We start from the raw sequence: 20,194 nt of genomic DNA, 5'->3' as shown, positions 1-20,194 counted from the left end.
AGGCTGAGGTGCGCGGCGCGCGAAGGGTTTGTTCAGCCCTGCCTCAAGCGCTTGCGGCCACCTGGCGCAGCGCCTGGGCGAACACCTCTGGCGGCTGGCCGCCCTGGATCAGGTGGCGGTCGTTGAGGACCACCGAAGGCACCGACTGAATGCCGAGCTGGCGGTAGTGGGCTTCGCGCTCGCGCACCGCGCTGGCGTAGGTGTCGCCCGCAAGAATGGCGCGTGCGCGCTGCTGGTCCATGCCGAGCTCGGCCACCAGGCGCAGCAGCAGCGCGGGTTCCGAGGGGTTTTCTCCATGGGTGAAATAGGCCTTGAGCAGCGCATGCTTGAGCGCGCGCTGGCCGCCGGGCGCGCCCTCTTCGCCCTGCCAGTGCAGCAGCCGGTGCGCATCGAAAGTGTTCCAGGTGCGCAGGCGCCGCTCCAGATGAAACTCGAAGCCCACCTCTGCCCCGCGCGCGGTGATGGCGGCGCGCATCTGCGCCTGCTGCTCGGGCGTGGAGCCGTATTTTTCGCTCAGATGCTCCTGCAGGTCCTGCCCCTCGGGGGGCATGCCGGGGTTGAGCTCGAAGGGCTGGAAGTGCCAGTCCAGCGCCACTTCGCCCTCGAGCTGCGCCGCCGCGCGCTCGAGCGCGTGCAAGCCCACGGCGCACCAGGGGCAAACCACGTCCGAGACGAAGTCCAGCTTCAACACCACGGGTTCGACGGCCATGTTTCATCCTTTATGCAAGCTGGTACAAAGCGCCGCTACGATGGCGCCGCACGCCGATCGCGTACCAGGCATTGTGTACGCGCTCCGCTGCAAGCGTGGGCAACGGCAGAATATCCATGGCACTCAAAGACTATCTGGGCGAACAATTCCTCGGCATCCTGGCAAGCTATCAGGGGCGCGGCATCGTGCACCACATCGGCGTGGTTTATCTGCGGCGCAATGACCAGATCAGGTTCTTCATCCCGCGCGGGCATGCGCTGGCCATGGACTCGCTGGTCACGCTGCATCTGGACAACCGCACCGGCGTCGACGAACTCGATGCCGAGTTGCGCGTGTACCGCGCGTCGTACAAGGGCCGCATCGTGCACATCGACGAGAACTGGATCACCGTCGATCCGCTCGAATGCCAGCTCGTGCATGGCCTCAAGCTCATCGAAGACATTCGCGCGCCGGGCTACGAATACCCTGAGGACACCCGAGCGGCGCAAGCCCTGCCGCTGGCCACGCTCAGCGCAATGGCGCCGCCCGAGGAAAAAGACCACGAAAACAAGGTCGGCGTGCTCACCACGCTCACGCCAGAGCAGCCACACACCACGGTGCTGGCCTTCCTCACGAGCGAGGACGACGACGTCTTCCTCATCATCGAGCCCGGCACCTTCAAGCTCTCGGTGCTGGCGCGCGATCCGCGCTGCTTCTTCGTGATCGACGAGCGCGCCAAGTTCACCTTCGACGAGGCGATCCACTGGAACTACACCATCATGGAATCGGTCGCGCACGAAATCCCCAAGGGCACGCCGCTGTACGAGCAGGTGCGCACTGCCTTCATCATCAAGAACCCCTGGGAGGCGGGTTTTTTCATGCTCGATGGGCTGACCATGCTGCACCTGCCGCGCAAGGCCGTGGTGATGGCCGGTGAGCCGCGTCCCCTGCCCTGAAAGCCGCTGCCTGCCATGCCAGACTGGTTCAACACCCGAAAACTTGCTGCCGCACAGGCACGCCTGCAAACGCAGGACGAACAGCTGCGCGTGGCCGAGGTGATCTTTCACACCACCCAGGCCATCATGGTGACGGATGCGCGCGCGCGCATCCAGCGCGTGAACGCGGCCTTCTGCCAGCTCATGGGTTACGGCGAAGAAGAGGTGCTGGGCAAGACGCCCAAGCTGTTTCGCTCCAACCACCACGACCAGGCTTTCTATGCGGCGATGCTGGACTCCATCGGACGCACCGGCCAGTGGGCGGGCGAGATCTGGGGCCGGCGCAAGAGCGGCGAGGTCTTTCCCAAGTGGATGACCATCACCTCCGTGCGCGAAGGCGATGGCCAAGTGAGCCACATGGTAGCGAGCTACACCGACTTGTCGCAGCAGAAGCGTGCGCAGGAAGAAATTCACCGCCTGGCCTTCTACGATGTGCTCACCGGCCTGGCCAACCGCGCGCTGCTGCACGAGATGCTCAGGGAGGCCGGGCGCCAGGCGGCCGAGCACCAGCACCACGCGGCGCTGCTGCTGCTGGACTGGGACGATTTCCGATCGCTCAACGACAGCCTGGGCCTGCCCCAGGGCGATGCGCTCTTGCGCCTGCTGGGCGAGCGCATAGGCGCTTGCCTGGACGGGGGCACGGCCAGCCTGGCACGCCCCGGCGGAGATGAATTTGCCATCGTGCTGCACACCGCCTGCAAGCACCGCGAACAGGCCGCCGCGCTGGCCGAGGCCACGGGCCAGCGCATCCTGCAGGCGCTCGGCCAACCTTGCCAGATCGGCGGCACCGACTACCAGGGCAGCGCCAGCATGGGCATCGTGCTGTTTGCCGACCAGGCGCAGCAGCCTGAAGCCCTGCTCAAACAGGCCGAGCTGGCGATGTACCAGGCCAAGCAAACCAACCGGGGCAGCCTGCACTTCTTTGACAGCCAACTGGAGCTGGCCATCACCGAGCGCATGCGCACCGAGCGCGAGCTGCGCGCCGGCATTGCCGCAGATGAGCTGCGCCTGCATTACCAGCCCCAGGTGGCACTGCACGGCGGTCTGCTCAGCGTGCTCGGCGCCGAAGCCCTGGTGCGCTGGCAACACCCCGAGCGCGGGCTGCTGGCGCCCGGGCACTTCATTGCGCTGGCCGAAGAAACCGGCCTCATCGTGCCCCTGGGCAGCTGGGTGCTGCGCGCGGCCTGCCTGCAGCTGGCGGCATGGAAGGGCCGCGCGCTGTTCAGTGACCTGGTGCTGGCGGTGAACGTGAGCGCGGCGCAATTCCTGCAGCCGGGCTTTACGCAGGAGGTGCTGGATCTGCTCACCCGCACCGGCGCGCCGCCCGATCGCCTGAAGCTGGAGCTGACCGAAAGCCTGCTGGTGCAGGACGCCGATGCCGTCATCGCCACCATGCGGGCGCTGCAGACGCACGGCATCCAGTTTTCGCTCGACGACTTCGGCACCGGCTATTCCTCGCTGGCCTACCTCAAGCGCCTGCCGCTGCAGCAGCTCAAGATCGACCAGAGCTTCGTGCGCGACATCGAGACCGACGCCAACGACGCCGCGATTGCCCGCTCCATCACCGCACTGGCCCGGGGCCTGGGCCTGGCGGTGATCGCCGAGGGCGTGGAAACCGCCGCCCAGCGCGACCTGCTCGCGGCGATGGGCTGCGCCAGCTTTCAGGGCTACCACTACAGCCGCCCGCTGCCGCTCGCCGACTTCGAGGCCTGGTGCCTGCGGCAGACGGGCGCGGCCGCCTGACGAGCAAGCCGGCAGGCAGCCACTGTGCCAAGCCCATCGAGCATGGCGGGGCAGCATGGCCCGTGCTTTGCACATCTTTCATGAATCTTCTCATCGTTCACGATTTGCCATCAACAAGTGATTGATTCATCATGATTTTCAATTTATAAATCTTCTCAAGAATCTTCTCATTCATGGCTGCAGACGACCTCTATCGACTGCGCACCACCCTCGCCGTGCGCGCCCCGGCCGCCGCCGCTGCCCTGGCCGACGCGCTGGGCGTGAGCGTGCCCACGCTGCACCGCCTGCTGCGGCGCCTGCCGCCCGGTGAGCTGGTAGGCGCGGGCAAGGCCCGGCGCGCGCGCTACGCGCTGCGCCGCCCGCTGCATGCGGGCCGGGGCGTGCTGGCCGACTTGCCGGTGTACGCCATCACGACCGAAGGCCAGGCCGAGCTGCTGGCGCCGCTGGCCCCCTTGCGGGGCGGCGGCTGCTGGATGCCGCTGGCGGGCAGCGGCTGGCCCGTGCCCATGGATGCACGCGACGGCTGGTGGCCCGGCCTGCCCTACCCGCTGTACGACATGCGCCCGCAGGGCTACATGGGCCGCCTGCTGGCCCACGCCGAACACCGCGCCCTGGGCGTGGCGCCCGACCCGCAGGCCTGGAGCGATGACGAGGTGCTGCACGTGCTCTCGCAGCGCGGCAGCGACACCAGCGGCAACTGGATCGTCGGCGACGACGCCTGTGCGCTGTGGCAGGCCCAACGGCAGGCGCTGCCCCCGCCGATCGCCCCCGAAGCCACCGCAGCCGCCTACGCCCGACTGGCCGATGAGGCCGTGGCCGGCGGCGTACCGGGTTCCAGCGCGGCGGGTGAATTCCCCAAGTTCGCCGCACGCCGCAGCCTGCCGCCCGGCACGCCCAGCGGCACGCCACACGTGCTGGTCAAGTTCTCGGGCGCCAACGCCGCATCGCCCACCGTGCAGCGCTGGTCCGACCTGCTGGTGTGCGAACACCTGGCGCTGGAGCACGCCGCGCGCCTGCCCGGTGTGCAGGCGGCCACCAGCCGCATCCTGCAGCACGGCGGGCGCACCTTTCTGGAGCTGGAACGGTTCGATCGCCACGGCGAACACGGCCGCAGCCCGCTGTGCAGCATGGAAACCGCCAACGCCGCCCTGCTGGGCGACGCCTCGCGCGACTGGACCGTGCTGGCCGCGCGCCTCGTGGCGCACGGTTTGCTGGCGTCAGACGATGTGCAGCGCATCGCCCACCTGTGGTGGTTCGGCCGCCTGATCGCCAACACCGACATGCACCTGGGCAACCTCGCCATGCGCCCCGGAGATGGCCGCCTGACGCTGGCCCCGGCCTACGACATGCTGCCCATGCTGCACGCGCCGCTGCCGGGCGGCGAGGTGCCGGTGCGCGCGTTCGAGCCGCCGCTGCCGCTGCCACCGCAGCGGGCGGTATGGCATGCGGCATGGCGGGCGGCGCGCGATTTCTGGCAGGCGGCGGCGGGGGACGGGCGCATCAGCGCGGGGTTTCGCAAGACTTGTGCAGAGCATGCGGGGCGGCTGTCCGCTGCGGCGGAGCATGCATGACGATGCCGCGATGCTTCTACCGGGTTCCTCGTATTTCGCAAACCGGAGGCCGTAAGGGCGGATGCCGGCCCAACGCTGTCCTCCGAGCTACGGGCCCCGTAGCGGTCATCCCGCTTGCGGCGCCACGCACATCCTGTCGTGACAAACGCGAAAGCCATCGTAGACTCGCCATGTGATCGGCTGGTCGAACAGGCGATCGAACCGAAAGAACGTCATGCTCAGTAAAGAGATTGAAGTCTCCCAGCGGCTAGTGCGAACCGACGCATATCAGATGTCGGTTGGTGAGATCGTGAATATGTATAAGGATCGCGAGATCGTCATCGACCCTGACTTCCAGCGCCTCTTTCGCTGGGAGGCAAGTCAGAAGTCAAAACTGATCGAGTCGATTCTTCTAGGCATTCCTTTGCCACCAATCTTCGTCTTCGAACGCGAAACCGCGAAATGGGAACTGATAGACGGTCTACAGAGACTATCGACAATACTTGAATTCATGGGACTCCTTCGCGGCCCTGAGGGTGACATTCTCCCGCCGTCTTATTTAGAAGCCACGAAATATCTTCCATCCTTACGAAATACCGTTTGGGAGTCATCGGAAGCCATTCCGGATCTACCTATCGACGAGCAAGCGCCACTCGACAAGACAGCTCAGCTCAGTATACGGAGAGCTCGCATTGGAGTTGAAATTCTCAAAAGACCCAGTGATAACAAGACAAAGTTCGATCTGTTCCAACGCTTGAATTCAGGAGGCACACCAGCTAATCCTCAAGAGCTACGCAACTGTGTGATCATCATGGTGAATGCGGGTTACTTCGCGTTTCTCAAGGAACTCGCCACGTCACCGGCCTTTCGGACAGCAATTTCATTAACGGACGAACAGGAAGAACGCCAAAAACACCTAGAGTATCTTTGCCGTTTCCTGTGCCATGTGTACGTTCCGTACGACGACAAGTTGGACGTTGAAGAGTACGTCGATGAAGGAATGCAGACTCTCGCCGTGGAGGCCGAAGTGGTGGAGTCACGTGCCTGCTTCGAGTTCACATTTAACGTACTCAATGAAGCTTTTGGAACAGACGCGTTGCGCCGCCAAACCAATGGACAAGCTGGTGGCCGAGTCGGGCTCGTGGCGCTTGAGTGCATTGCTGTGGGAGTAGCCAAGAACTACGCTGGCGTTCGCACGCTCCCTGATCCAGTGACCTTTGTTCGGCAGCGGATTTCAGATCTTTGGAAATCTAATGAAGTGACCACTCTGCACGTATCTGGGCTACGTGGAACGCTTCGTATATCTAGAAGCGTCCCGTTGGGGGCAAAGTGGTTCAAGCCGTGAGCAAGGCGAGAACCGAGTCAGATCTTTCGGCGCAGCTCGACGCCGACTTTACGTCCCGCCTTCGGGAGTTGTCTGATCTCAAGCGCACTATCCGAGACGCTGACCCAAATGCTCAGCAAGTCCTTTTGAAAGCGCTCGTTACCATCTCCTATGCGCACTGGGAGGGCCATGTCAAGTTCGCTGCGTCGAAATACTTCGAGTATGTGGCGCTGCGCCGCCTGACGTATATATCCCTGCAGCAGCAGTTCTACGTGAACTCGTTCTTGGTTCGGCTAGGCGCGTTTGTTGCGAACCGCCCGAGTCTTAAGACTCGCTGTGACCTAATCTCTGAGGCGCTCAATCCTGGAAACGCATGCTTCTCACAGGTGCACCCGGAATTAGTCAACACTGGTTCTAATTTGAAGTTTGAGATCCTTCAGAACATCTGTCTGGTCTGCGGCATAGATTGCGCCATCTTCCAGCCCTACGAGACATTCATTGATCTCGTTCTATTGAGGCGGCGCAACTCGATCGCCCACGGAGATGAGTCAGTTGTCGATGTTCATGAGGTCGATGAATTAATCGACGGCGTAGTCGAGTTGATGCGACTCTTCAGAAACCAGGTCGAGAACAAAGTGTATACACAGGCATATCTTGCATCGTCGCGTGGAAGGTGACGCCTAACTGGTGACCAAATTCGTTCCGGCCGCAAAATGCACTGCCTCCACCGAGCTGCTTATGCGTTGCTCCGGAAGCCCGTTATGACGGAGTCAAGCCCCTGCTTCTGCAGCGGAGGGGCGGCCGCTTCTGACCGATAGTCGTCCACACCGCGCAGCACAAAAGGCCCGCCTTGCCCATCTACCATGTCCGCGCCCGCAACTCCGACTTGAGCACCTTGCCATAGGCGTTCTTGGGCAGGCTGGGCAGCCAGCGGTAGTGCCTGGGCCGCTTGAAGCGCGCGATGTGCGCCAGGCACAGCGCGTCCAATTCAGCATCGGGCACGGGCTCGCCTTCGGCGACGAGGAAGGCGACGACGATCTCGCCCCAATCGGCGTCGCGCTCGCCGACCACCGCCACCTCGGCAACGCGCGGATGCAGCAGCAACACCTCTTCCACCTCGCGCGGATAGATGTTGGAGCCGCCGGAGATGATTACGTCCTTGCTGCGGTCGCGCAGGGTGAGAAAGCCGTCCTCGTCCAGGCTGCCGATGTCGCCGGTGTGCAGCCAGCCGCCGCCCAGGGTTTGCCTGGTGGCCTCCGGGTTGTTCCAGTAGCCGGCCATCACGGTGTCGCCGCGCACCAGCACCTCGCCCAACTCGCCTGTGGGCAGGTCGCGGTCTTCGCCGTCGGCCACGCGCAGCTGCACGCAGGAATGCGCGACGCCCACCGAGGCGATGCGCTGCGCCCAGCGCGGATGGCTGACGTCTGCCAGATGCTCGCGCGCCAGCGCGGTGATGGTCATGGGCGATTCGCCCTGGCCGTAGATCTGCACGAACTTCTGCCCCATCACGGCCAGCGCCTGGCGCAGGTCTTCGACATACATCGGCCCGCCGCCATAGACGATGGTCTTGAAGCCTTCGCCGCCGCGCCCGCTGCGCTGCAGATGAGCGACCAGGCGGTGCACCATGGTGGGCGCGGCAAACAGCGACAGATGGCCCACGCTGGCGGCCAGATCGGCGAGCTCCGCCGGGTTGAAGCCGCCCGACTCGGGCGCCACATGGCGTGCGCCGCGCAGCATGTGGGCGTACTGGTACAGGCCCGCGCCGTGCGACATGGGTGCGGCGTAGACCATGGCGTCCTCGGGCGCCACCTGATCCACGTCGGTGAAATAGGCCATGGTCATGGCCAGCAGGTTGCGCTGGCTCAGCATCACGCCCTTAGGCCGGCCGGTGGTGCCGGAGGTGTAGAACAGCCAGGCCAGGTCTTCGGGCGCGGCCTGGTGCAGCGCCAGCGCCGGGCCGCCGGCCGCCCGCTCCCAGGCGGGGTCGCCCAATACCAGCAGGCGCCTGGGCGCGGCGCCCGCTTGCAGCGCCGCCTCTTGCAGCTCGGCCGAAGTGCAGACCAGGCGCGCGCCGCTGTCTGCCAGCACGTGCGCCAGCTCGCGCGCGTGCAGCTTGTAGTTGACCGGCACCATGACCGCTCCGCACCAGTGGATGGCCTGCTGCGCCTCCAGATAGGCCGGGGCGTTGGCGCTGTACAAGACCACCCGGTCGCCGGGCTGAACGCCCGCGCGCGTGCGCAAGTGGCCGGCCAGCGCCGCCACCCGCTGCGCCAGGCTGCGGTAGTCGTGCAGCACGCGCGCGCCGAGCAGCAGCGCCGGGCGCTGTGCGAACACCTGGGCGCCGCGCAGCAGCAGGCGGGCAATGTTCATGGCTGGCTGCGGCCCTGGGTCAGGGCAGCGTCGATGCGCTGGGCGGGCGCGGGCGCGCGCAGGACGGCGCCGCGCACCTCCAGGGCGATGCTGTCGAGCACCTCGCCGCCCTTGCCCAGCAGCTCTACCTTGTGCCGCCCGGGCCAGGGCAGCCAGGCCAGGCGCTCGCCGCTGCCCACGCGCTGCCCGTCTATGCGCCAGGCGAGGGCCTGGCCGCCTGCCGCCTGCAGCCACAGGCGCTGGTGGGCGGGGGGAATGTCGGGGTCCAGCGCTAGGATGGTGCCGTCGGCCGGCTCGAGGATGCGCGCCCGGGGCTGGGCTGCGGCGCGGGAAGAATTTGCATCAAATCGGGTGTTTACGCTTGCCAGGTCTGCGCCTTCAGCTCCTGATTTGATGGCAAACACCGCCTGCTGCGTGCCGTCGATGAACCACTCCTCGCGCGCTGCCTCGGCGCTGGCGGCGACAAAACGCACCGGCTGGCGCACCAGTCCCGCGGGGGCCTGGGGCGCGCGGCTCGCCTCGTGGCGGTGCAGCCAGCGCATCAGGTCGGCCCAGATCGGGGCGGCGCCGCTCACGCCGCTCACATCGTGCATGGCGGCGCCCGAGGCATTGCCCACCCACACGCCGACGGTGTAGCGCTCGGACCAGCCCACGGCCCAGTTGTCGCGCATGTCCTTGCTGGTGCCGGTCTTCACCGCGCTCCAGAAGCGCGTGCCCTGCACGCTGTCGAGCCCGAAGGTAGGCACGCGCGCCTGCACGTCCGAGAGCATGTCGCCGACGATGAAGGCAGCGCCCTCCGGCACGGCCTGCACCGGCGCTGCCTGCGTCTGCCCCAGGCGCAGCGACGCCGGCGTGTAGCGCCCGCCGTTGGCCAGCGCCCGGTAGGCATTGGTCAGGTGCAGCAGCGCCACCTCGCTCGCGCCCAGCGCCAGGCTGTAGCCGTAGTAGCCGCCCGACTCCCGCAGCGGCAGGCCGAAGGCGCGCAACTGGCGGAAAAACGCATCGGGCGTGACCATCACCAGGGTGCGTACCGCCGGCACGTTGAGCGAGGAGGCGAGCGCGGTGCGCACCGTCACCCAGCCCTTGAACTGGCGGTCGTAGTTCTGCGGGATGTACAGGCCGCCCGCGGTCGGTATCTGCGTGGGCGCGTCGTGGATGAGCGATGCGGCGGTGAGGCGGCGCTCGGCAATCGCCTGCGCATACAAAAAAGGCTTGAGCGTGGAGCCGGGCTGGCGCAGCGCGAGCACCCCGTCCACCTCGGGGGCCTCGCTCAGGCCGCCCGAGGAGCCGACCCAGGCGAGCACCTCGCCGCTGGCGTTGTCCAGCACGACGAGCGCGCCGTCTTGCACATTGCGCCCCGCCAGTTCGCGCAGATGGCGCCTGAGGCTTTGCTGCGCATGGCGTTGCAGGCGCGCGTTCAGCGGCGTGCGCTCACCCGGCGCCGGCTGGCTTGCGAGCCACTGGCGCGCAAAGTGCGGCGCCACGCCCGCCGCAGGCTTGAAGGCGCGCCGCTGCAGCGCGGCGGAGACGAAGAAGCCCAGCGCCACGCAGTCGGCCTCGGGCTGCATCGCGCGCAGCACGCCGCAGGCGCGGCGCGCCACCGCGCTCGCGCTCGCGTTGGGCGCGCGCACCAGGGCGGCGACCAGCGCGCTCTCGCGCGCGTCCAGCCCGTGGGGCGCCTTGCCGAAATGCGTGCGGCTGAGCGCGTCGATGCCCACCAGCTCGCCGCGCAGCGGCACCAGGTTGAGGTAGGCCTCCAGGATCTGGTCCTTGCGCCAGTGCTGCTCGAGCTCGCGCGCGGCCAGCGCCTGCTGCGCCTTGGTGAGCAGGCTGCGCCCGCCTTCGGGGCGACCGAGCTCGGTGTCGAGCAGGCCGGCGAGCTGCATGGTGATGGTGCTTGCGCCGCGCGTGCGCCGGTTGAGCAGATTGGCCCAGGCGGCGGCCGAGACCGCAGCCCAGTCCACGCCGCTGTGCTCGTAAAAGCGCTTGTCCTCGCTCACCACCAGCGCGTGGCGCAGCGCGGCCGACACTTCATCGAGCGGCTGCCAGGCGCCGCGGCGCACCGTAGGGTCGGTGCGCAGGCGCTCGAGCACCTCGCCCTCGCGCGAGAGCACCAGGGTTTCAGAAGAGCGGTACTGCGCGCGCACCGCGGCAAAGTCCGGCAGCGTGCGCGCGCCTGCCCAGCCCGCCGCCAGCGCCAGAGCCAGTGCCAGCGCAAGAAAGCGCCAGCGCAGCGCCTTCATGACAGGGGCGCGCCGGCGCGCACCAGGGCTTCGAACTGGGCCAGCGGCAGCGGCTTGCTGAACAGATAGCCCTGCCAGGCTTCGCAGCCGTGCTGGCGCAGGAAGTCGCGCTGGGCCACGGTCTCGACGCCCTCGGCAATCACGCGCAGGCCCAGGCTGTGACCGAGCGCGACGATGGTGCGCGCAATCGCCGCGTCGTTGGGGTCGAGCAGCACGTCGCGCACGAAGCTCTGGTCGATCTTGAGCTGGTCGAGCGGCAGGCGCTTGAGGTAGGACAGCGAGGAGTAGCCGGTGCCAAAGTCGTCGAGCGAGAAATCCACCCCGTAGGCCTTGAGCTGCATCATCTTGGCGATGGTGTCTTCCACGTCTTGCAGCAGCAGGCCTTCGGTCAGTTCCAGCTCCAGCCGCCGGGCGTTGGCGCCGCTGCCGGCCAGCGCCGCCAGCACCTGTGCGGCGAAGTCGCTTTGCGAGAACTGGCGCGGGCTGATGTTCACCGCGAGCGTGAGCGGCGCAAGCGCCGGCTCGCCCGCCCATAGCGCCAGCTGCGCGCAGGCGCTGCGCAGCACCCAGTCGCCTATGCCGACGATCAGCCCGGTCTGCTCGGCCAGCGCGATGAACTGCGTCGGCGCCACATAGCCCTGCACCGGATGGTGCCAGCGCAGCAGCGCCTCGGCGCCGGTGATGCGCCCGCCCTGCACCTGGGCCTGGTAGTGCAGCTCGAACTGGCCGCGCTCGAGCGCATGGCGCAGGTCGCGCTCCAGGCTCGCGCGCGCCTGCACGCGGCTCTGGATCTGCGGGTCGTAAAAGCGCACCGCGTCGCGCCCGGCCTCCTTGGCCTGGTACATCGCCATGTCCACCTGCTGCAAGAGCGCGTCCGCCGGTTCGCCCTCGCCCTGGAACACCACCGCGCCCACGCTGGCCGTCGTGTGGTAGTGCCCGCCGTCGAGCATGAAGGGCGCGCGCAGCGCCGAGAGCACGCGCTCGGCCAGCGCGCGCGCATGCACTGCGGCCAGGTCGCGCGTGTCGTGCGCGCCGACCAGCACGATGACGAATTCGTCGTCGCCGTGGCGCGCCAGCATGTCCTGCTCGCCCAGGCAGTTGCGCAGGCGCGTGGCCACCTGGCGCAAGAGCGCGTCGCCGCGCGCATGGCCACGGGTTTCGTTGAGCGTCTTGAAGTGGTCCAGGTCCAGCATCAAGAGCGCGCCGCTGCGGCCACTGGCGGCGCTTGCGGCAAGCACGTGCTTCATGCGCTCGAGCAGCAGCCGGCGGTTGGCCAGACCGGTCAGCGCGTCGTAGCAGGCCAGGAAGTTGATTTCGTCCTGCGCCGCCTTGCGCCCGCTGAGGTCTTCGACGATGACCAGCTGCGCGTCCTTGAACATCACGCCCGATATGCCCAGGGGCTTGGTCTGGCCGTCGGCGCAGCACACCTCGTACTCGCCCCATTCGATGACACCGTCGCGCGTCTCGGCGCGTTCGCAGCGTGTCTTCCACAGCGTCTGGGCGCGCTCGCGCGCCGCGGGCTCGGGGTAGGCCATCTGCCACCACTGCGCGCTGGTGCTCAGGCGCTCGCGGGTGTAGCCTGTGACTTCGGCAAAGTGGCGGTTGCGGTAGACCATGCCCTTGCCGCGCTGCCACATCGCGATGCCCACCGGCAGGTGGTCCAGGATGGCGCGCAGGCGCTGCTCGCTCGCGGCCAGTTCGTCGCGCATCGCGCGCCGCTCGGTGATGTCCTGCACCACGCCGATGTTGTATAGCGGCGCGCCGCCGTCGCGCACCACGGGCGAGACGGTAAGGTCGGTCCAGACGAAGGAGCCGTCCTTGCGGCGCATGCGCCGCTCCAGGTGGAATGCAGAAATCTCCCCGTTTCTGAGCTGGCGGCGCAGACGGTCGTTGGCCTCGGCGTCGCGGCTGTCGGAGACGGCATGCACGTCCAGTTGCAGGATCTCTTGCGGGGTATAGCCGAGGATCTCGCAGAACTTGCGGTTTACGCGCTCGAACTTGAGCGTCTGCACGTCGATCGTCGCCACGCCCACCGCGGTCTGGGAGAACATCGCGCTCAGCCGGTGCTCGGAGCTGCGGCGCAGGTCTTCGGCGCGCTCGGCACGCTGCAGCGCCTGCGCGCGCTGGCGCAGCAGCAGCGCCACGCCCAGCGCCAGCCACAGCGCCGCCGCCGCGCCGGCGGCGCCCACCCACTGCGGCAGCACCGCCTCGGAGGCCGAGAGCAGCGGCTGCGTGGGCACATAGGTGAGCTCCCAGCGCCGCCCGAGCATCTGCAGGCTGGCCTGCTGGCGCAGGGGCGAGCTGTTCCAGCGCTCCTGCATGTCCGCCGTCTCGCCGAGGAAGACCGCCGCGCCGGGCGCCAGCGGCGCCGCCGTACTGCCTGCGTCCCGCAGGCGCAGCGCAATGCCGCGCAATACCCCGCTGTAGCGCAGCGCGTCGAGCATCTCGCTCACGCGCACCGTCGCCGCCACCGTGCCGATGAAGGCGGGCGCGCCGTCCGCCACGCCGGGCGCGGTACCGAACACCGGGTAGCGCAGCGTGAAGGCTTCGCGCTCGTAGGGCATCTCGCTGAGTTGCAGCGGGCCGGAGAGCACCGGCATGCCCGTCTCGCGCGCGCTGAGCAAGGCCTGCAGGCTGGTGGGCCGGGCGTTGATGTCCAGGCCCCACATGCCGAGCGACAGATCGCGCGGCCAGAGGTATTCGATGATGAAGTGTTCGCGCGCCTGCAGCTTCGGGTGTATCGGCTCCTCGGGCGGCGGCTGGCCCGCCTGCCGCGCCTGGGCGCGCAGGCGCTCCTCCATGGCCGGCAGGTCTTGCGCGGCCACCACGCGCGTGAAGCTCAGGGTGCGCAGCTCGGGGTAGTGGGCGCGAAAGCCGCGCGCCTGCAATACCCGGTCAAAACGCCGCCAGTCCAGATCTGGGTCGACCGCAAACAGGTCGCGCACGCCGGCGACGATGGCGGAGCAGGCCTCCAGCCGGCGGCTGAGCGCCTCGGTGGTGGCCGTCACTGCCTGGCCGAAGCGCTCGGCCGCCATGCGCTCGTTGGCAAGCTGCTGGCGGTGCGCGAGCGTCCAGGCAAGCAGCAGACCCGCAAGCAGCACGCCTGCGCCCGCAAGCCAATGACCCATGCCCCGCACCCTGTGCACCTCATGCTCCCCTGGTGGTGGCCGGCGCCGGCCTCAGCCCGGGCGCTGGCCGGTGGTAAGTTGTGCTCCGCAAAGCGCCCTCGCAACCGGCTCAGGGCTTGGCCGGGGCGGGCGGCGCCACCCGCAGCGGCGCGTTGGGTGCCTCGCCGAACATCTCCGGAGCATAAAGCGCTTCGACCCGGGTCGGAGGCAAGGCAAAGCTGCCGGCATTGTTCAGCCGGAGCGTGTATTGCAGCGTGATCTCGCCCTTGGGCAGGTATTCGTAATAGGCGCGGTAGGCCTCGAAAGAGCGCTCGACGAAGGCCAGCCAAGCCTGGCCGCTGCCCTCTTCATCGCCGGTGGCGATCTCGGAGTCGCGCCCCAGGCCGCTGCCGAGGATGGTGGCGCCGCCCGGCACCGGGTCGGTGATGACCACCCAGCTCATGTCGGTCTGGGCCCGCACCTTGAGCGTGACGCGCAGCACGTCGCCGCGCGCGTACTGGTCCGGCGCGCTCGCCCCATCGGCGCGGCGCACGGTTTCCACGCTGCGCTGCACGCTGTAGCCGGCGCTGAACGGCGCCTTGAGCGCCACCGCCGCCAGCGACTGCACCGTGAGCCAGGGCTTGCCGCCGCCCAGGTGGTTCAGGCGCAGCTCACCCTGGGTCGCGTCCTTGCCCCAGGGCAGGAACATGGTGTTGTTCAGCCAGTTGGAAGCGGCCGCGGGCGCGCCGAACCAGCTCGTCTGGTGGCGCGCGCCGCCCTCGTCGCTCGCCTTGGCGCGCACCACGCGGCTCCAATCCACGCGCGCCTGCGCCTCGCCCAGGGCGGCGCGGGTGACGCCCGTGACCGGCTCGGACTCGAACTTGGCGCTGAAGGCCTGCAGCGCCAGCGCGCCCCAGAGGTTGGCGGTGGTGGTGTGCCAGGCCCCGCCCTGCTGGCGCGCGATGAAGCCGTTGGCCAGGCGCCCCATGTCTTGGGCCCACGCCGGATCGTCCATCACGGTAAGCATGAGCCGCGCCAGGTTGACGTCGCCGTTTTGCATCAGCCACCACCAGTAGTCGCTCTGGTCGGTGCTGAAGCCTGCCCGCGTGCCCTGCCAGGACAGGCGGGCGCGCAGCACCTGCATGGCCTGCGCCAGTTGCTCCTGCTGCCGCGGCACGCCGTGCACGCGTTGCAGGATGTTGACCCAGTCGATCACCGCATGCGTGGGCCACTGGTTGGGCGCGATGGTGATGCTGCGCAGCCAGCGCGCGTCGGCCTTGCCGTAGCGCGACAAGGCCTCGATCGCGGCGAGCTTGCGCAGCTCCAGGTCTTTGCGCGGGCTCCAGAAACGCCGTTCCAGCCGGCCTTCGACAAAGGCCGTCAGACCCGCCTGCATGGCCTGCAGCGATTCGGCCGGCAGCGCGAACGCCGGGTTCAGGCGCGCCGCCTCGCTGGACATGGCCAGCAGGTAGGCGGTGAGGGTGTCGCTGCCGCGGTGCGTGATGCCGCTGCGCGGCGCGAAGTAATACGCCAGGCCGTCCTCATCGAGATAGGTGGGCAGTTGCGCCATGAGCACGCGCCAGGCTGCGCCGTCGTCCATGCCCACGGCCTTGCTCGCGAGCTGCTCCAGACAACTGTAGGGATAGTTGGCCCACCAGTCGCGCACGCCGGGCAGTCCCTCTGCCAGCTTGGGCTGCAGCGCCAGCTTGATGCCGCCGCGCCCGGGCAGCGCGTCGCGCGGCGCGGCCACGGGCAGCGTGAGGCTGTCGCTCAACTGGGTGAGCGTGGCCTGCTGCACGCTCAGCGGCACCGCGGGCAGCAGGCGCTGGCTGAGCTTGAGCGCGTCGTGGGCCTGGCCCAGGGTGTCGCGCGCGCTGATCTCCCAGAGCAGCTCCTGCAGGCGCGTCTGGCCAAGCTGCGCCGGCGCGGTCACGTCCCAGCCCAGTTCGCGCGCCTGGCCGGGGGCCAGCTCCACGCTCTGGGCCGGCAGTTCGAGCAGCGTGGCGCGCGGCGTCACCTGCACCTTCATCGGCTGCTCCGTGGTGTTGCGCAGGGTGAACTGCGCGCGAAAGTGGTCGCCCTCGCGCACCAGCGGCGGCAGGCCGCTGATGATTTGCAAGTCCTGGGTGACGCGCACACTCGTCTTGCCGGTGCCGAACAAGGCCACACCGGCGTCGGCCACGGCGGCGATCTCGAAGGTGGTGAGCGCATCGTTGAGCGGCACCTGCACCTGCGCCCGGCCATCGGCGTCGAGCTCGATCATGGGCTGCCACAGCAGCAGGGTGTCGAGCAGCTCGCGCGTCTGCGCATGGCCTCCGCCGCCGCCCGCGGGCGCGGCCTTCTTGCCGTAGTGGCGCCGCCCGATGATCTCCATCTGCGCGGTCGAGGTGCTCACGCCCCAGTAGCGCCGCTGCAGCATGGCCTGCAGCAGATTCCAGCTGGTGTTGGGCATGAGCTCGAGCAGCGCCTTGTCCACCGCCGCCAGCGCCACCTGCGCATGGGCTGCCGGCTTGCCGTCGGGCAGCGTGGCCTGCACCGTCACCTTTGCCTTGCCGCGCACCTGGTAGCTGGGCTGGTCGGTCGTGAGCTTGACGTCGATGCGGTGCGCGGCCGTGCCTACGCGCAGCTCGGCCGCACCCAGGCGAAACGCCGGGCGCGACAGGTCGACCATGGCGGTAGGCGGGATGTATTGCTTGCCTTCCTCGCGAAACGCCCGCCACCACTGGCGCGGCGACTTGAAGCCCCAGGTGAAGAAGCTGTACCAGGGCACCTCGCGCAGGCGCCCGCGCAGCACCAGGGCGCTCACATAGACGTTCGGGCTCCAGCGCTCGTCGATCTTGAGTTCTATCGTCGGATCCTTGCCGTCGAGCTCCATCACCTGCGTGGCCAGAATGCCCTCGCGCTCCACGCTGACCAGCGCCGTGGCGTGGCGAAACGGCATGCGCACCTGCAGGCGCGCGGTGTCGCCCGGCGCGTACTCGCGCTTTTCGGGCAGCAGGTCGATGCGGTCGTGGTCTTCGCCGCCGAACCACAGCTCGCCCTGGCGCGTGATCCACAGCGATGTCGCCGCCTGGGCTTCGTTGCCGTCCTTGTCGCGCGCGGTGGCCACCAGTTGCACCTCGCCGGGCTGGCTGAGCTTGGCCTCGCACAGCACCAGGCCGCGCTTGTCGCTCACGCCGGTGCAGACCGTGCCCAGATCCTGCGTCTGCTTGCGGTTGTCGTAGCTGTAGAAGCCTCCCACCAGGCGTTTGCGGCTGGTGGTGGTAGAGCGCGCCAGCGCCTGCACGCTCAGCGGCACGCCCTTGAGCACATTGCCGTCCAGGTCCAGCGCCAGCGCGCGAAAGCGCACCCGCTCGCCCGAAGACGCCCAGCCCTCGGTCTTGATGCCCGCGACCACCGCCGCGGGCCAGAGCGTTTGCGTGCTGCGCAGGGTCTGGATCTCGCCATTGGGGTCGGCGTAATCGGCTTCGAGCAGCAGCTCCTGCGGCTGGCGCGAAGGCGGCAGCTCGGGCAGCGTCACCTGGCCGCTGCCGCTGTCGTCCAGCGTCAGCGCAAGCTTGTCGGCCACCACGCGCTGGCGCGGCGCGGGCTCGGGCGCATCACCGTCGTCCTCGCCGTCGCCCGCGCGCTCCTGCGGCGCGCTGAAGCTGAAGCCGGGGTAGTCCTCGAAGTCGACCGAGCGCTCGCGCAGCACGGCCGACACCCGCACCGGCAGTTGCGCCGCCGGCCCGCCCGAGACATAGGCCACCTGCACCGCCGTGGGCAGCGCGCCGACGCGCACCAGCGGACCACTGGCCACCGGCGCTATGCGCCCCTCGAACACCGGCAGGCGAAACTCTTCGACCCGAAAGCTGCCGCCCTCGAACTGGCGCCCGCCCTGGCTCCAGCCCAGGTTCACCTGGTATTGGCCAAGATGTGCCGCGGGCGCAAGCGCAAAGCTGCTGAGCGCGCTCAAGCCGCCGGTGGGCGTGCTCTGCCAGTGCAGCGGCTGGCGAAACTGCTGGCCGCTGCCCACGTGGGTGATGATCAACTGGTTGGGGCGCTCGCGCGGCAGCGCCAGGCCCTGGCCGTTTTGCTCGCGCAGCAGGTGCTTCATCGACACCGTCTCGCCGGCGCGCACCAGGGTGCGGTCGAACACGGTGTGCGCCACGCTGTCGGCCGCGGGCGATGTGCTGATCGGCAGATTGAAGCGCCAGGGCTCTATGCCGCGCTGCCAGTCGCTCCAGGTGAAGGCCAGGTCGTCCTGCGCGCGCGCACTCACGAAATAGGCCTGGCGCCAGTAGTTCGGGCCGTCGCAGGACGGCGCCTCGGGCGAGAGCCCCTCGAGCCGCGCGATGCCGTCGGCGCCGGTGCGCGCCGTGGCCAGGGTCTTGCCCTTGCAGTCGGACACGCGCACGCTGGCGTCGGCCACCGGCCGGCCCTGATCCAGCGTGGTCACCCAGGCCAGGGCGTTCTCGCGCCCGAGCTTGAAGTGCACGGCCAGGTTGGTGACCAGCGCGGTGGTGCGCACGTACATCGCGCGCGTGCTGCCATAGCGCTCATCGAGCAGCGCCTGGCCGAGCAGGGGCGAGGCGATCTCCACCACGTTGAAGCCCGCGTCCAGCGGTATGCCCACCACCTCGAAGGGCCGCACATCGCCCTTGTCGGGCCCGGGCAGATCGAGTTTCTTCACGCCCGGCTGGCCGGCCAGCAGCGACAGGCGGCGCGACTGCACATAAGTGGCCTCGTCCGGGGTGTAGTAGCCGGCTTCGCGCTCCTGCTGCGTGGGTTCGGCGCGCATCGGCGGGGGCAGCGGGTCGCGCACCAGGGGCTGGGCGTCGCTGCGCTTGATCCACAGCTCCTCGAGCTGCTCGACGCGGCGCAGCCAGTCGATGATTTCGGCGTCGCTCTGGGGCCTGAGCGTGCTCACCTTGCCGGCATCGGCCACGGGCTGCAAGCCCTGCACCTTGAGTTGCTGCTCGACGCGGCGCAGCGTCACCGGCAGCAGCGCGGGGCCGTCCGGCCCTTCGGCGTAGCGCTCGATGATGCCAAAGGGCGCGGCGGCAAACTTGGCCAGCGGCGGCTGCGCGCCCGTGGCCACCTTCAGCGGAAAGCTGTCGGCGTTGTCCAGCAGGCGGCCCGAGGCGTCCTGAAAGCCCGCCGGCAGCTCGAGCACGTAGGCGGTGTCTGCGCTCAGCGGGCCGGCGAAGCTGACCGCCTGCACCACATCGTCGTCGGCCGGCTGCACGCCTTCGTCCTGCTGCGGCGTCAGGGTCTGGCCGCCGCCCTTCAGGCGTATGCCCATGGCCAGCTTGCGCACCACCGGGGCGTTGAAGGAGAGCCGCATGGGGCGTATCGGCAGGCAGGCGGCCTGGGCGTTCTCGCGCTCGCAGGAAAACTCGGCGCTGAAGGGTGCGCGCACCGTGAACTTGTAGCGGCGCGCGACCCGGTTGGCGATGCCGCTGGGCGTACTCACGCCCTGGTCGTAGACCAGCTCCAGGTGGCTGTCGGGCGCAGCGCGGCGCGCGCACGTGAGCACCGGGTAGCGCAGTGGCGCCTTCTGCGCCGCCTCCCAGAGCTGGCGTGCGCGCAGCAGCGCCTCGCGTTCGGCGCCGTCGATGGCGCGCACCGGCACGCGCTCGCCCACGCCTTCCAGGTCGCACCAGACGTGCTCGGCAATGCTGGCTGCGCTGGCATCGCCGTTGAGCTGCAAGATGAAGTACTGCTGCTCTTCAATGCTGCCCCAGCTGCCCGGATAGACGCGCTGGACAAAAGGCCCACCGGTATTGAATTGATAGCTGGTTGCGCGCTTCCAGCTTGCGCCTTCGGCCGGTTTGAAGTCTGGCCTGGGGGTGAGCGTGCAGCGCACGCCGGGCGGCAGATCGGCCGCGAAGTCGAACACCCAGCGCCGATCGCTGAGCCAGCGCGCCTGCCCGCGCGCGGCAATCGCGTCGCTGCAGGAGAGCGCATACGGATCGTCCGCCTTGGGGTCGCCAAAGCGCACGGCCGGCGCATCGAAGCTGACCACCACCTGGCGCACCTGCGCGACCTCGCCGCGCGGCGACACGCTGACCACCGTCAGAGCCTGCGCCGCGCCGCTGGCCAGGGCCAGCATGGCGGCCAGGCCCAGCCCTGCCCATGTCGATCTCTGCAGCATCTTCCCTCCGTCCCTCATTGTTGGAGCGCAAACTCTAA

At 68.6% G+C, this 20,194-nt stretch carries 10 protein-coding genes; 5 read left to right on the top strand and 5 right to left on the bottom strand.

The annotated features are described in order from the left end of the window. Positions 1-43 precede the first annotated feature (43 nt). Positions 44-709, bottom strand: coding sequence for a DsbA family oxidoreductase (locus tag KUD94_RS00415; RefSeq protein WP_218237961.1), 666 nt, complete (start codon positions 707-709; stop codon positions 44-46). 116 nt (positions 710-825) lie between these two features. On the opposite strand from KUD94_RS00415, the gene KUD94_RS00410 reads away from it, so the two are divergent. From KUD94_RS00410 to KUD94_RS00390, 5 genes are all read left to right on the top strand, one after another. Further along, positions 826-1,644: a hypothetical protein gene (locus tag KUD94_RS00410; protein ID WP_218237960.1), complete on the top strand. Its 819-nt coding sequence runs from the start codon at positions 826-828 to the stop codon at positions 1,642-1,644. 15 nt (positions 1,645-1,659) lie between these two features. Next, positions 1,660-3,426 (top strand): bifunctional diguanylate cyclase/phosphodiesterase, encoded by a 1,767-nt coding sequence (locus KUD94_RS00405; protein WP_218237959.1) that lies wholly within the window; start codon positions 1,660-1,662, stop codon positions 3,424-3,426. Positions 3,427-3,599: 173 nt separating this feature from the next. After that, the gene (gene yjjJ, locus KUD94_RS00400; protein ID WP_218237958.1) at positions 3,600-4,997 is read left to right on the top strand and encodes a type II toxin-antitoxin system HipA family toxin YjjJ; all 1,398 of its coding nucleotides are present in this window, start codon (positions 3,600-3,602) and stop codon (positions 4,995-4,997) included. Positions 4,998-5,211: 214 nt separating this feature from the next. Beyond that, on the top strand, positions 5,212-6,321 hold the full coding sequence (locus KUD94_RS00395) for a DUF262 domain-containing protein (RefSeq protein WP_218237957.1): 1,110 nt from the start codon (positions 5,212-5,214) through the stop codon (positions 6,319-6,321). Then, complete coding sequence (locus KUD94_RS00390) at positions 6,318-6,977, top strand: MAE_28990/MAE_18760 family HEPN-like nuclease (RefSeq protein ID WP_218237956.1); 660 nt, start codon at positions 6,318-6,320, stop codon at positions 6,975-6,977. Before KUD94_RS00395 ends, KUD94_RS00390 begins: the two co-directional genes overlap by 4 nt. A gap of 181 nt (positions 6,978-7,158) precedes the next feature. Here KUD94_RS00390 and KUD94_RS00385 read toward each other — a convergent pair whose 3' ends face one another. The 4 genes from KUD94_RS00385 to KUD94_RS00370 all read right to left on the bottom strand — a co-directional run bounded on the left by KUD94_RS00385 (position 7,159) and on the right by KUD94_RS00370 (position 20,156). Continuing rightward, entirely contained in the window at positions 7,159-8,670 is a 1,512-nt protein-coding gene (locus tag KUD94_RS00385) for an AMP-binding protein (RefSeq protein ID WP_218237955.1), read from the bottom strand. Beyond that, on the bottom strand, positions 8,667-10,913 hold the full coding sequence (pbpC, locus tag KUD94_RS00380) for a penicillin-binding protein 1C (protein ID WP_218237954.1): 2,247 nt from the start codon (positions 10,911-10,913) through the stop codon (positions 8,667-8,669). The genes KUD94_RS00385 and pbpC overlap by 4 nt, the downstream gene beginning before the upstream one ends. After that, positions 10,910-14,041 carry an EAL domain-containing protein gene (locus KUD94_RS00375; RefSeq protein WP_218237953.1) on the bottom strand — a complete coding sequence of 1,044 codons (3,132 nt, stop codon included), beginning with the start codon at positions 14,039-14,041 and terminating at the stop codon, positions 10,910-10,912. Before KUD94_RS00375 ends, pbpC begins: the two co-directional genes overlap by 4 nt. 109 nt (positions 14,042-14,150) lie before the next feature. Further along, entirely contained in the window at positions 14,151-20,156 is a 6,006-nt protein-coding gene (locus KUD94_RS00370) for an alpha-2-macroglobulin (protein ID WP_218237952.1), read from the bottom strand. Positions 20,157-20,194 lie beyond the last annotated feature (38 nt).

The sequence above is a fragment of the Comamonas sp. NLF-1-9 genome, from assembly GCF_019195435.1.
GTDB lineage: Bacteria > Pseudomonadota > Gammaproteobacteria > Burkholderiales > Burkholderiaceae_C > Comamonas_C.
This window is presented reverse-complemented; position numbering and strand designations above follow the sequence as displayed.

What these genes read in the sequence shown, in the direction of transcription:
- KUD94_RS00415 (WP_218237961.1), bottom strand. Translation starts at nt 709, where the DNA reads ATGGCCGTCGAACCCGTGGTGTTGAAGCTGGACTTCGTCTCGGACGTG.
- KUD94_RS00410 (WP_218237960.1), top strand. Translation starts at nt 826, where the DNA reads ATGGCACTCAAAGACTATCTGGGCGAACAATTCCTCGGCATCCTGGCA.
- KUD94_RS00405 (WP_218237959.1), top strand. Translation starts at nt 1,660, where the DNA reads ATGCCAGACTGGTTCAACACCCGAAAACTTGCTGCCGCACAGGCACGC.
- yjjJ (WP_218237958.1), top strand. Translation starts at nt 3,600, where the DNA reads ATGGCTGCAGACGACCTCTATCGACTGCGCACCACCCTCGCCGTGCGC.
- KUD94_RS00395 (WP_218237957.1), top strand. Translation starts at nt 5,212, where the DNA reads ATGCTCAGTAAAGAGATTGAAGTCTCCCAGCGGCTAGTGCGAACCGAC.
- KUD94_RS00385 (WP_218237955.1), bottom strand. Translation starts at nt 8,670, where the DNA reads ATGAACATTGCCCGCCTGCTGCTGCGCGGCGCCCAGGTGTTCGCACAG.
- pbpC (WP_218237954.1), bottom strand. Translation starts at nt 10,913, where the DNA reads ATGAAGGCGCTGCGCTGGCGCTTTCTTGCGCTGGCACTGGCTCTGGCG.
- KUD94_RS00375 (WP_218237953.1), bottom strand. Translation starts at nt 14,041, where the DNA reads ATGGGTCATTGGCTTGCGGGCGCAGGCGTGCTGCTTGCGGGTCTGCTG.
- KUD94_RS00370 (WP_218237952.1), bottom strand. Translation starts at nt 20,156, where the DNA reads ATGCTGCAGAGATCGACATGGGCAGGGCTGGGCCTGGCCGCCATGCTG.